We start from the raw sequence: 12,388 nt of genomic DNA on the forward strand, positions 1-12,388 counted from the left end.
AAAACCAGGCAACGGCAGAGCAATAGGAGGAAACGAGTATGAAGTTCACCAGACGCGATGTAATCCGCACGACCGCAGCCGCGGCGGCCGGAGCCCTGGGCAGCCGCTTCGTCGGCTCGAGCGCATTCGCCCAGGAAGGCGTGACCTACAAGCCCGAGGAAGGCGCCAAGCTCAGGCTGCTGCGCTGGTCGCCCTTCGTGCAGGGCGACGAGGACCAGTGGCTGAAGAATACCAAGCGGTTCACCGAGGCGACAGGCGTGGAGGTGCGCGTCGACAAGGAAAGCTGGGAAGACATCCGTCCCAAGGCGGCGGTCGCCGCCAATGTCGGCTCCGGCCCCGACCTGATGTTCGTCTGGTTCGACGACCCGCACCAGTATCCCGACAAGCTGCTCGATGTAACGGAACTGGGTGATTATCTCGGCAAGAAGTATGGCGGCTGGTACGACGGCCCGAAACAATATGCGACGCGCGAGGGCAAGTTCATCGGCTTGCCGCTGGCCACCATCGGCAACGCCATCGTCTACCGCGAAAGCTGGGTCAAGGAGGCAGGCTTCTCCGAATTCCCAAAGGACACGGCCAGTTTCCTCGAACTTTGCAAAGCGTTGAAGGCGAAAGGCCATCCCGCCGGCTTCACCCATGGCCACGGCGTCGGCGACGGCAACAATTACGCGCATTGGCTGCTGTGGAGCCACGGCGGCCAGATGGTCGACGAAGCCGGCAAGGTGACGATCAACAGTCCGGAGACGCTCAAGGCGATCCAGTATGCACAGGAGCTCTACAAGACCTTCATCCCCGGCACCGAAAGCTGGCTCGACGTCAACAACAACCGCGCATTCCTGGCCGGGGAAGTGAGCGTGATCGCCAACGGCATCTCAGCCTACAACACAGCAAAGATCAACAAGGACAAGGACCCGAAGCTGGCCGAGATCGCCAAGGACATCCGCACGACCAACATGCCGATCGGGCCGGTCGGGAAATCGGTCGAGCTTTTCCAGGTGACCACGGCCGTCATCTTCAACTACACGCCCTACCCCAATGCCGCCAAAGCCTATCTGCAGTTCATGTTTGGGGACCCGCAAATGTCCGACTGGATCACCTCGTCGGCGGGCTATTGCTGCCAAACGCTGAAAGCCTTCGACAACAACCCGGTTTGGAAGGCCGATCCCAACAATGCAGCCTACGCGAAAGCCTCGGCGACGCTGCGCCCCAACGGCTATGCCGGGCCGCTCGGCTATGCATCCGCCGCGACAATGGCTGACTACGTGCTGGTGGACATGTTCGCCAAGGCGGTGACGGGCCAGGCGACGCCGCAGGAAGCGATGGAGGAGGCCGAAAAACGCGCCAATCGCTACTACCGCGTCTGATCCTGGCGCAGTTTGAAGCAGGATGACCGCGCTTTGCGGCTTACCAAGCCAAGCGCGGTCAGCCACAGTTCCACCCGCATAACGAGGAGCCCGCGCCATGGCCGTGCCGTCCGTTGCCGTTCAGACGCGCCTGTCGATCCGTTCGAGGCTCGCCGAAAGCAGGAACGCTCTCGGCTTCGGCTTCATGCTGCCGGCGGCGGCGCTGCTCCTGGTCTTTCTCACCTATCCGCTCGGGCTCGGCGTCTGGCTCGGCTTCACGGACACGCGCATCGGCCGGCCCGGCATCTTCATCGGCGTCGAGAACTACGAATATCTGTGGAGCGACAGCGTCTTCTGGCTCTCGGTGTTCAACACGCTGCTCTACACGGTCAGCGCTTCGATCCTAAAATTCGTGCTCGGCCTCTGGCTGGCTCTCATCCTCAACGAGAAGCTGCCCTTCAAGTCGTTCTTCCGCGCCGTCGTGTTGCTGCCCTGGGTCGTGCCGACGGTGCTCTCGGCCATTGCCTTCTGGTGGATCTACGACTCGCAGTTTTCGATCCTGTCCTGGGCATTGCAGCAGATGGGCCTGATCGACCACCGCATCAATTTTCTCGGTGACCCGACCAATGCGCGCGCCTCGGTCATCGCGGCCAATGTGTGGCGCGGCATTCCCTTTGTCGCCATCACGCTGCTTGCCGGACTGCAGACGATCCCGCAATCGCTCTACGAGGCCGCCACGCTCGACGGCGCCAGCCGCTGGCAGCTGTTCCGCTACGTGACCCTGCCGTTGCTGACGCCGATCATAGCCATCACCATGACATTTTCGGTCCTGTTCACCTTCACCGATTTCCAGCTGATCTATGTGCTGACCCGCGGCGGGCCGGTGAACGCCACGCACCTGATGGCGACATTGTCCTTCCAGCGCGGTATTGCGGGCGGCCAACTGGGCGAAGGCGCGGCAATCGCGGTCGCCATGATTCCCTTCCTGCTGGCCGCGATCCTGTTCAGCTATTTCGGACTGCAACGGCGCAGATGGCAGCAAGGCGGCGGAGACTGACATGGCCGCGATCAAGGAAGTCGAGCGCCAGGAGACCGACGAAGGCGGCATGGGCTACCTGCAAAGCCTGCCGCGGCGGGTGGTGACGGTCTATCTGCCGCTGCTGGTGTTTCTGATCGTCCTCTTGTTTCCGTTCTACTGGATGACGATCACGGCTGTTAAGCCCAATATCGAGATGACCGACTATGTGAACTACAATCCGTTCTGGGTCGTGCATCCGACGCTGGAGCACATTCGCTATCTGCTCTTCGAGACCTCCTATCCAGGTTGGTTGCTCAACACGATCATCATTTCGACCGCCGCAACTTTCCTGTCGCTGGCGGCTGCCGTGCTTGCTGCGTATGCGATCGAGCGGCTGAGGTTTTCGGGGGCACGGCAGGTTGGCCTCGCCGTCTTCCTCGCCTATCTCGTGCCGCCCTCTATCCTGTTCATTCCGCTGTCGGTGATGGTGTTCAACCTCGGTCTTTACGACACGCCGTTCGCGCTGATCCTCACCTATCCGACCTTCCTCATCCCGTTCTGCACCTGGCTTCTGATGAGCTACTTCCGCTCGATCCCCTTCGAGTTGGAGGAATGCGCGCTCATCGATGGCGCGAGCCGCTGGCAGATCCTCACCAAGATAGTGCTGCCGCTGTCGGTTCCCGGTCTGATCTCGGCCGGCATCTTCGCCTTCACCTTGTCCTGGAATGAGTTCATCTATGCGCTGACCTTCATCCAGTCTTCGGAGAAGAAGACGGTGCCGGTCGGCGTGCTCACCGAACTCGTTCGCTCCGACGTCTATGAATGGGGCGCGCTCATGGCCGGCGCGCTGATCGGGTCGCTGCCGGTGGTGGTGCTCTATTCCTTTTTCGTCGAGCACTATGTTTCATCGATGACGGGCGCGGTGAAGGAATAGAAGCGCTTTCGCGCTTGGCACCTGACGTCGGGCTTGTGACCGGGGCTAACAGAGCGGCACCAACTTTGCCGCTTCGCGGATGGCTCGCGCGGCGCCCGGATTGCTGACCGGATAGCCAGAGATGAAGCCCTCGACCGAGAAGCCGGGGAATTCGGTGCGCAGACGGTCCGCGATGGCAGCAGCCTCGCGACCTTCGCCTAGTTTCGCATGGGCGAGCATCAGGAAGATCAGCACGTGCGGCGAATCCGGCGTGCTCCGTCGCAGCGCGGCTATGGCTTCCCGGTGCCTGCCGGCCGTGAACAGGACGCGCCCCTGCATGCCGAAATACCAGGGCGGGGCAAGCGGGTTGAGTCGCATGGCGCGCTCGATGAGCGGGATGGCTTCCGCCGGATCGCCGGCGACCAGCGCCTTGCTGCCGGCAAGCAGCGCCAGCGTGTCGGCATGGTTGGAACCGCATTCGAAGGCGCGCCGGTGCGCCCTTTCAGCTGCCTCCAAATCGCCCAGGCAACCCATGAGGTCGCCGAAGCAGTTGTGCGCAGTGCTGTCGCTCGGATCGAGCCGCAGCGCATTCTCGGCCGCCCAGCGCCATTTGGCGATCGAGGCGCTCAGATTGTCTCCGAAGCCGTTGCATGCCTCGATCGAATAGGCGTAGGCAAGTTCGGTCCAAGCCTTGACCAGGGTCGGGTCAAGTTCGAGCGCGCGTGAAAACAGCCTGATGGCTTCCCTGTTGCCGCTGCGGCTGAAGGTGTTGTGCTGCTCGACGCCCAGCAGATAGCAGTCATAGGCGCGCAGGCTGGCCGGCGGCTTGCGAAGGATTGCATTGCGGCCGACCGTGGCGATCGCTCCGAAACAGCCGGCAAGCACGTTGATCACGCTTTCGGTCAGGCTGTCCTGCAGCGCGAAGATGTCCTCGACGGACCGGTCGAAGCGTTCGCTCCACAGGCTGACGCCGGTTCGCGCATCGGCCAGCTCCATCGTAAGCCGCACTCGCTGGGTGTCGGCGCGCAACTGACCGGACAGAAGATAGGCAGCGCCCAGGGCCTTGCCGTCGGCGGCGAAATCGGCCGGCTTGCTGCCCAGCGCCTTCATGGTGTGGAAGGCAATGACCGGCAGATCCGCGTAGCGCGCAAGGTCGATGGTAATGTCGGACGACAGCCCGCGAGCAAAGCGGCGCCATTGCTCGTCGGCGTTCAGGCATTCGACGGGAAATATCGCAAGGACCGGCGAAGTGTCGGGCACGGCCGGCATGGCTGTGACGGCGTTGATATGCATGGCAAGCGCGACCTTGCTGCGGACGCCGAGCTTTTCGTAGATCGCGGCGAGATGGGTGCGCACGGTGGATGGCGCGATGAACAGCGCCTCGCCGATCTCGCGATAGGTCAGGCCAGCCGCGAACCTTTCCGCCACCGCACGCTCGCGCTCGGACAAGGCCGGCACAGGCTGGCGCGCTGAAAGCGCGGCCGGTATGGACGCAACGTCGTGGTTCATCTCGATTCCTGCCCGCGGACGGCGACATTATCAACGCCCCGCCCCCCGCAAAATACTACAAATGCAGGACCCAAAACACTGCATGCAGCCGATGGATCGACCGAGCGTGGCGGTTCAGGCTCCCGGCGTGCCCTCGATGAGGGCCGTTCTTCCGAGGAGCCGACGATGAAACCCATGTTGAACACGATTTCCGATTTTTACGGCGCCGTGCGGCTCGACCTCCGCGACCCGCCGGCCGGAGGAAGCTTGACGCGTCATCCCGGGGTGTTCGGCCTTTTGGCCGTGTGGCACGAACGAGCCTGCTTCCGCGAGGAGCTGGCGCTCAAGGCGCGCTATACGCCATATCTGATCGGCGATATCGGTCTGACCATGGACGAGGTGCGGGAGGAGCTCGCTAAACCGTTCTGGCGCCGATAGGATCAGAAACTCACCACCACCGCATCTTCGCTCCGCTTCGCTGGCCCATGAAACACCGCCTCGATGTTGTTGCCGTCCGGATCGATCAGGAAGCAGGCATAGTATCCGGGATGGTAGCGCCGTTCGCCCGGCGCGCCATTGTCCTTGCCGCCTGCGGCGAGCCCGGCCTGGTAGAAGGCATCGACCATGGCGCGGTCCTCCGCCTGGAAGGCGAGATGGTGCCGGCCGGTGAGCACGCCTTGGGCGGAACGGCTGTCGGGGCTCGAGACGAACAGCTCGTCGGCCCAGAAATGGTCCTCAGCGCCGCCGCCGATCGGGATGCCCAGCACTTCGAACAGGCTGCTGTAGAAGCGCCGGCTGGCCTCGATGTCGCGCACCACCAGGTGAAGGTGATCGATGAGCCGGCCGCGATAGAGTTCCATGGGATGCTCCTGGTTGAGAGGGTAAATCTAGATGGTACGGATGTGCGGTCAATGACGGGTACCGCCGGCTGCTGACACTTTCAGCCACGCGCGGGACGGCGCCCGGAACAACAAAATCGGCCCCTCAAAAAATCCGGATAAAAAATGCAACCAGATTGTAGGATTGGCTCCCGCCCCGGCGTCCTTCGGACGCAAACGGCCCGGTGGACTGGAAAAGCCGTGCCGCATCAAACAGGATGCCTTTCGGCATGGGAGCAGAACCATGAACCATTCCTATCGTTGGGTCATCGTCGCGGCCGGCGCGCTGATGACCTGCGTGGCGCTCGGCGCCATGTTTTCGCTGGCGATCTTTCTGGAGCCGATGTCGCTCGACACGAACTGGTCGCGCACCGGAATTTCCAGCGCCATGACCTTGAATTTCCTGGTGATGGGTCTGGGCGGCTTCGCCTGGGGCGCGATCTATGACCGGGTCGGCGCCAGGCCCGTGGTGCTTGCGGGCGCGGTGTTGCTCGGACTGTCGCTGGTGGTGGCGAGCCGGGCCACCTCGCTGCTGGTCTTCCAGCTCAGCTACGGCGTCATCGTCGGGCTGGCGGCCAGCGCCTTCTTCGCGCCGATGATCGCGCTCACCACCGCCTGGTTCGACACCAATCGCAGCCTCGCCGTCTCGCTGGTCTCGGCCGGCATGGGCGTGGCCCCGATGACCATTTCGCCCTTCGCCCGCTGGCTGATCACGGCCTATGACTGGCGCACCGCCATGTTCGACATCGGCGTGATGGCCTGGGTGCTCTTGTTGCCCGCCGTCTTGCTGGTGCGCCAGCCACCGGCGGCGGTCGCAGCCAGCGACGGCACGCCGGCGCCCGTCACCGACGATCCAAGAATGAGCGTCGGCCAGGCGCTGCGCTCGCCGCAATTCATCGTACTGGGCCTCACCTTCTTCGCCTGCTGCGCGGCGCATTCGGGCCCGATCTTCCACATGGTGAGCTATGCCATGTCCTGCGGTGTGGCGCCGATGGCGGCCGTGTCGATCTACAGCGTCGAGGGGCTGGCCGGCCTTGGCGGGCGCGTGCTCTACGGCGTGCTCGGCGACCGGCTGGGTGTCAAGCCGGTGCTGGTCACCGGGCTTGCTATCCAAGGCCTGGTGATTGCCGCTTATCTCACGGTCGGCCAGCTCGAGCAGTTCTACCTTCTGGCCGTCATCTTCGGCGCCACCTATGGCGGCGTGATGCCGCTTTACGCGGTGCTGGCGCGCGAATATTTCGGCCTGCGCATCATCGGCACCATCCTCGGCGCGGCCACGATGCTCTCCAGCCTCGGCATGTCGCTCGGGCCGCTTGCTGGCGGCATGATCTACGACGCCACTGCCAGCTATCACTGGCTGTTCATCGGCTCGGCGCTGATCGGGTTGGGCGCAGCCGGGATCGCGATCGCCTTCCCCCCGCAGCCGAGCCGGCAGAAGCTGCAGATGGCTTGAAGGCGATCGGAAGCGGCCGCCCGACGGAAGGCGGCCGCAGTTCCTGGTTCAGTGACTGGCGGGCGGCGACGCGGGATGGCGCTTTTCGAGTTCTGCCGCTGTGGTCTGCCGACCTGTGTTGCGCAGGCGCTCCAGATAGGCCGGCGAAACCCTTGTAGCCGTCGTGATAGCAATTTATTCTTCGAGCCCGGCCTCGAGCGGGTGACTGCGGTGGCAATGACGGAAATGGACCCGGCGCAGACAGCTGCAAAAGCTCTCAATGACGAAGTTGCGGCCGACGCAAAAGCCTATCTCGACTCCGCCGTATCAACACTCACCGTGCCGGTGCCGCTCTTGATGGGCATCGGCTTTGCCGTCCATTCGCTGGCAACAAAACCGACGCCGTCGGAGGATGCAAAAGTGTCGGTCGCCGGGGTCGACGTACCGCTGGCGATCGCCGTGGTGCTTGTCATGTCGCTGAACGGCCTGTCACTGCTCCACATTGGAAGGATGGTGTCGCTGCTTCATGCCGCATGGCGGCAAGAATCGACCAGGGACGTCGTTGCCAATGTGCTGCTGCATCAGCCGAACATGCTGAACCCGTTCGCCGGCGCGGCGTCTTTTCGCAACGGCGTTCCAGGCCCGCTCTCCTGGTTGCTCAGTCTTGTGCCGAAACTGGCGGCAGGCGCCCTCATAGGGCTTTGCGCCATGTTCCTTGTCTCGCTTGGCAACCATTGGCCCGCCGCGGCCGGTATGTGGTTCACGATCGCGGTCCTGTTCGCCATCACCATGCACGCCGCGGGCATGGCCGGTATGATCTTGATACTGCCACCACTGATCATCGACCTTAGCGGTCGGAAATCGCTGGTGCCGTTTATACTCGGGCTGGCCGTCGGCACGGCGGCGGCATTGCGGTTCGATATCGCCATCGGCACGCCGATCTAGACTGCTTCACCGAGACGAAGCATTTCTCCCGGTCCAAGCGATATCAGCACATATTGTCGATCATCAAGGCAGTCGACATCGGACGGGTCACGGCAACTTCGCCGGTAGGATACCCACGGCGCCGCTTCCAGGCCGTCAGGGCGATCACCAGCGCGCAGCAGACAGCGTTCAGCCAGTTGATCGCCGCCAGCATCGGATCGCCGAGATTGATGCCGGCGTGGAGCCCTGTCGTGGCGTTGGCGCCGGTCCACAGCAGCCAGGTCGTGTAGGAGATCGCCGTGGCGCCGTTCTCGTCGCGGGCCACGCGCAGGATCTGCGGCAGGTAGGAGACGACGCGCAGGCCGTTGAAGAAGGTGAACAGATAGAAGGACAGATCGCCAAGCGTCATTCTCGCATCTCCGAGCCAGCTTGACGCGGGGGATATACGGCGATCGGGCATCAGCCTGTGAGGGGCTTCACATGGTCTGCCGATTTCTGCGCCTGAGCCAGCGGCCTCAGCCCGTGCCCGTGCCCGTGCGCACCGCCTCGCGGTCGCTCTCGTCGCGTTTCACCCGCTCGTCGGAGATCAGCACCACTGGGCATGGGCTGCGCCGCAGGACGGCCGTCGTCGTCTCGCCGAAGATCAGCTCCTCGCCCTGGCGCCGCGCCACGCCCATGACGATCAGCGCCACGTTGCGGCCGGCCTGGCGGGTGATGGCGTCGGCGGCGGCGGCTCTGCTGCGGATCGCCGTCTCGATCTCGACGCCGTAGCGGTCGGCAAGCGCGACGATGTCCTTCAGCACGGCTTCCCTGCGGCGGTGCGAGACGGTGTCGCGCAGCTCGTCGCGGCCGGCCCGTGCGACATAGAGCGTCTTGACGCGCGCGCCGGTGACGGCGGCGACGGCCAAAGCCAGTTCGGCGCCGCGGCGGGCAACCGCCGTGCCGTTGACCGGCACCAGTATCTTGCCCGATCGCGGGCCGAGCCGAGGCATCTGGCGGCCGGCGGTGGCCGGCTTCAACACCAGGCAGAGCGGCCCGTCGAAGGCGCCGGCGACCTCGTTCAGCCGATGCGAGAAGGCCCCCTTGGAAGTGACCGCGCGGCCGAGGCCGACGAGCAGCATGCCGTAGCCCTTGCGCGCCTCCTTGGTGACAGCCTCGGCCGAGAGCTCCTCATGCTGGCGGCGGGTGACCGGGGCTTCGCGCACCGGCGTCTCGTCGCCTTGCTTCGCCGCCTCACGGCTGTCCTCGGCGCCCTTCTCGATTTCCTCCAGATGCAACCCTTCGGTCGGCTCGGCATCGATCTCGCCGCTGGAATGCAGCACCGTCGTCGGCTTGCCGGCGCCGATGACGCCTGCGAGATAGGCGGCGAAGCGGCCGACGATACCCTCGTCGACCACCACCAGCAGCCGCTCCAGATTGGCGACGAAGCCGCGCTGGTCGATGTCCTCGCGCTCCAGTCTTTTCTGCTCGCCCTCGCCCATCGGCAGGCGGCGCAGGGCCCAGCGCAATGTCGGCGGCATGGCCAAGGTGGTGATGACCGCCATGGTGACGATCATGGTGAAGAGGTTGTGCGACAGCACGCCCATCGACAGGCCGATCGAGGCGACGATGACCTCCGTGGAACCGCGCGCGTTCATGCCGCAGCCCACCGCGACGCCTTCGGCGCGGCTCATGCCGGCGACCTCGGCGCCGATGAAGGCGCCGCCGAACTTGCCGATGCTGGCGATGATGACCAGCGCTACCGTCAGCAGCGCAAGCTGAGGATCGAGAAGCACGGTGAGGTCTGCGGATAGTCCGGCGACGCCGAAAAACACCGGCATGAAAAGGGCGGTGATGATGCCACGCAGCTGCCCTTCGATGTGGCGCGACAGGATCGGCGACTCGCCGACCAAGATGCCGGCGACGAAGGCGCCGAGCACGGTGTGCACGCCGATCAGATCGGTGATCAAGGCCATGGCGCCCATGATGGCGAGGATGACGGTGACGACCGCATACTCGGAGCGGAAGGTGTCGTTGGTCCAGCGGATGGCATCGAAGACGATGCGGCGCCCGAGCGTGAAGGAAAACGCCATGAAGGCAGCGACGCCCATAATGATGAAGGCTAGGCCGCCGATCTCGATGCGCCCCTTGGTGGCGATGCCGATGGTGATGGCGATAATCACCCAGCCGATCGTGTCCTCGATGATGGCCGACGAGACGATGATCTGGCCAAGGTCGCGGCGCATGAAGTTCATGTCGCGCACCACCATGGCGACTATCTTGACCGAGGAGATGGAGAGCGCGGTGCCGAGGAACAGCCCGGCAACGATGCGCTCGCTGCCGGCGGCAAGCAGCGTGGCCGGCATGAACTGGGCGGCGATGAAGCCGAGCGCGAAGGGCACCGCCACGCCGGCAGCCGAGATGGAAAAACAGGCGCGGCCGACGCGGCGCACGAGCCGCAGATCCGTTTCCATGCCGGTGAGCAGGAGCAGCATCAGCACGCCGAGCTGGGCGATGGCGTTGATCATCGACTTTTGCGAGGCGTCACCGGCAAAGACCAGCCGCTCGGCCGCCGGCCAGACCCAGCCGAGCAGCGAAGGCCCAAGCAGGATGCCGCCGATCAGCTGTCCCATCACCGCCGGCTGGCCCAGTATTTCCAGCACCTCGCCGATGCCGCGACCGACGACAAGGAGCAGGATGAGTTCGGCGACGAAAATGCCTTCCGAGGACATGCCGGTCTTTTCGGCGGCGAAGGCGACGACGGGCATCAGTAGAAGCGCAGCGGCGGCTAACACGACCGACCGGCGCAGATTGAGTATTTTGGACAAGCTGTCTCCCCTCGATTTCGCGTCATAACGGTTTGGCCGGTGGTTCGGTTGCACAGTGTCGGAGCTGCCAATCTCCCCCCTCGTGGGGGAGATGTCCGGCAGGACAGAGGGGGGCGCGAAGGAACGCGGCTTCACAGCCAGAAGCGTTAACATCTGCAGGTCCGGCATGGGACATGCAGCAAGAGAGACAGGCAGAAGTTGGTGCTCTACGGCGACCCTCTGCCCTGCCGGGCATCTCCCCCACAAGAGGGGAGATCAGCAGTTCCGGCGCCGTTTCCTACAATTCTAATCAAATGCCACCACGGATTTTTGCTTCCCGGTAAAGCGACTCGGCGATGTTCGCGCCGTGGCGGGCAATAAGGAGAAGCTAATGAAAAGCGACTTTGCCGCCGCCCACCTGCACCTCGACCGGGCCTGCCATTACCTGCGCGGCGACGATGAAACGAGCCGCGCGGCGCTTGCGGCGCTCGACCTTGTGATCGAGGCAGTGGCGGCAGCCCAGCATGCCAGGCCGATCGCCGATGTGCTGCCCTTTCCGCGACGCGCGAACGGTGGTGTCCCCCCACTTGCATCCTGACTTATCCGCCTGAAAAGGCGGGAACATTCCGGCCGGCCGCACGTTGAAGCGACAGGGGTGTGGCCGGTCGATGTCGAGGCGAGGACGGCCGGCCATGGCGGCGGGAGGCGCACGGCAGAATGTCCCAGACGAATGCCGCAAAATCCACAGATGCAGCTGTGGCAAGGTCGACAGAGGCGGCTGCGCCGGCAAGATCCACCGAGAAGGCCGCACCGCCGCGCGCTTCCGACACGCTGGCGCTGAAGCTCAGCTCCCCTGAATTCACCACGACGCTGTCGCATTTCCACCGCGCCGAGATCGCGCGCTTGGCGGGCTGGCGCGACCGGCTCGACCGCACCAGCAACTGGGCGATCACGGTGGTGGCGGCGATGCTGTCGGTATCGCTGTCGACGCCCAGCGCGCATCATGGCGTGCTTTTGTTCGCCATGCTCCTGATCACGCTGCTTTTGTGGATCGAGGCGCGGCGCTACCGTTTTTTCGACGTCTACCGCGCCCGTGTGCGGCAATTCGAGCGTTATTATTTCGCGCAGATCTTTTCGCCACAGCCGGACTATGCTTCCAACTGGCTCGCGATCCTCGGCGAAGGCCTGCGCTCGCCGCGTTTCCTAATCACGCAGCGCGCGGCGCTGATCAGGCGGCTGCGCCGCAACTACATCTTCATGTACACGATCCTGCTGCTTGCCTGGATCCTCAAGATCACCACGCCGAGCCTGTCGCGCGAAGGCTCTCCCATCGGCTTCGGCGCCTCGCTCGTCGACACCTTCCGGGTGGCGACGCTCGGCCCAATTCCCGGCGTCGTCGTCGTGTGCGGCGTGACCGGCTGCTACCTCGCGCTGCTCGCCGCGGCGTTCCTGGTCCGCGCCGATGACGGCGAGCTGTCCTTTGGCGACGTGCATGTGTGAGGGACGGGAGTAGGGCAGTAGTGAGTAGTGAGTAGTGAGTAGTGAGTAGTGAGTAGTGAGTAGTGAATAGTGAATAGTGAATAGTGATTAGTGAATAGTGAGGAAG

General features: G+C 64.1%; 12 protein-coding genes. 8 read left to right on the top strand and 4 right to left on the bottom strand.

Features of this window, described 5'->3' with window-relative positions; genetic code table 11:
• Nucleotides 1–38: 38 nt before the first annotated feature.
• From FJ425_RS22180 to FJ425_RS22190, 3 genes are all read left to right on the top strand, one after another.
• Complete coding sequence (locus FJ425_RS22180; protein ID WP_140726074.1) at nt 39–1,364, top strand: ABC transporter substrate-binding protein; 1,326 nt, start codon at nt 39–41, stop codon at nt 1,362–1,364.
• A gap of 97 nt (nt 1,365–1,461) precedes the next feature.
• Complete coding sequence (locus FJ425_RS22185) at nt 1,462–2,400, top strand: sugar ABC transporter permease (protein WP_140726077.1); 939 nt, start codon at nt 1,462–1,464, stop codon at nt 2,398–2,400.
• Between the two features lies 1 nt (nt 2,401).
• The gene (locus FJ425_RS22190; RefSeq protein WP_140726080.1) at nt 2,402–3,295 is read left to right on the top strand and encodes a carbohydrate ABC transporter permease; all 894 of its coding nucleotides are present in this window, start codon (nt 2,402–2,404) and stop codon (nt 3,293–3,295) included.
• Between the two features lie 45 nt (nt 3,296–3,340).
• Here FJ425_RS22190 and FJ425_RS22195 read toward each other — a convergent pair whose 3' ends face one another.
• Nucleotides 3,341–4,783, bottom strand: a complete 1,443-nt coding sequence (locus FJ425_RS22195) for a LuxR C-terminal-related transcriptional regulator (RefSeq protein ID WP_140726083.1) — start codon at nt 4,781–4,783, stop codon at nt 3,341–3,343.
• 165 nt (nt 4,784–4,948) lie between these two features.
• Between FJ425_RS22195 and FJ425_RS22200 the strand changes: the two genes are divergently transcribed.
• Nucleotides 4,949–5,200 carry a hypothetical protein gene (locus FJ425_RS22200; RefSeq protein WP_140726086.1) on the top strand — a complete coding sequence of 84 codons (252 nt, stop codon included), beginning with the start codon at nt 4,949–4,951 and terminating at the stop codon, nt 5,198–5,200.
• A gap of 2 nt (nt 5,201–5,202) precedes the next feature.
• Here the strand turns inward: FJ425_RS22200 and FJ425_RS22205 are convergent, their stop codons facing one another.
• Nucleotides 5,203–5,622, bottom strand: a complete 420-nt coding sequence (locus FJ425_RS22205; RefSeq protein ID WP_140726089.1) for a VOC family protein — start codon at nt 5,620–5,622, stop codon at nt 5,203–5,205.
• A gap of 262 nt (nt 5,623–5,884) precedes the next feature.
• On the opposite strand from FJ425_RS22205, the gene FJ425_RS22210 reads away from it, so the two are divergent.
• Together FJ425_RS22210 and FJ425_RS22215 are read left to right on the top strand one after the other, a co-directional pair.
• Entirely contained in the window at nt 5,885–7,093 is a 1,209-nt protein-coding gene (locus tag FJ425_RS22210) for an MFS transporter (protein ID WP_140726092.1), read from the top strand.
• A gap of 75 nt (nt 7,094–7,168) precedes the next feature.
• Nucleotides 7,169–8,017, top strand: coding sequence for a hypothetical protein (locus FJ425_RS22215; protein ID WP_140726095.1), 849 nt, complete (start codon nt 7,169–7,171; stop codon nt 8,015–8,017).
• Between the two features lie 43 nt (nt 8,018–8,060).
• On the opposite strand, the gene FJ425_RS22220 is transcribed toward FJ425_RS22215, so the two are convergent.
• The gene (locus tag FJ425_RS22220; RefSeq protein WP_140726097.1) at nt 8,061–8,405 is read right to left on the bottom strand and encodes a hypothetical protein; all 345 of its coding nucleotides are present in this window, start codon (nt 8,403–8,405) and stop codon (nt 8,061–8,063) included.
• Nucleotides 8,406–8,511: 106 nt separating this feature from the next.
• The gene (locus FJ425_RS22225; protein WP_140726108.1) at nt 8,512–10,743 is read right to left on the bottom strand and encodes a cation:proton antiporter; all 2,232 of its coding nucleotides are present in this window, start codon (nt 10,741–10,743) and stop codon (nt 8,512–8,514) included.
• 430 nt (nt 10,744–11,173) lie between these two features.
• Between FJ425_RS22225 and FJ425_RS22235 the strand changes: the two genes are divergently transcribed.
• Complete coding sequence (locus FJ425_RS22235; RefSeq protein ID WP_140541617.1) at nt 11,174–11,380, top strand: hypothetical protein; 207 nt, start codon at nt 11,174–11,176, stop codon at nt 11,378–11,380.
• A 233-nt stretch (nt 11,381–11,613) separates the two neighbouring features.
• A complete protein-coding gene (locus FJ425_RS22240) occupies nt 11,614–12,282 on the top strand; it encodes a DUF2270 domain-containing protein (protein ID WP_246677981.1) in 669 nt (222 codons plus the stop codon).
• Nucleotides 12,283–12,388 lie beyond the last annotated feature (106 nt).

This window comes from Mesorhizobium sp. B2-7-2, from assembly GCF_006440775.1.
Classification (GTDB): domain Bacteria; phylum Pseudomonadota; class Alphaproteobacteria; order Rhizobiales; family Rhizobiaceae; genus Mesorhizobium.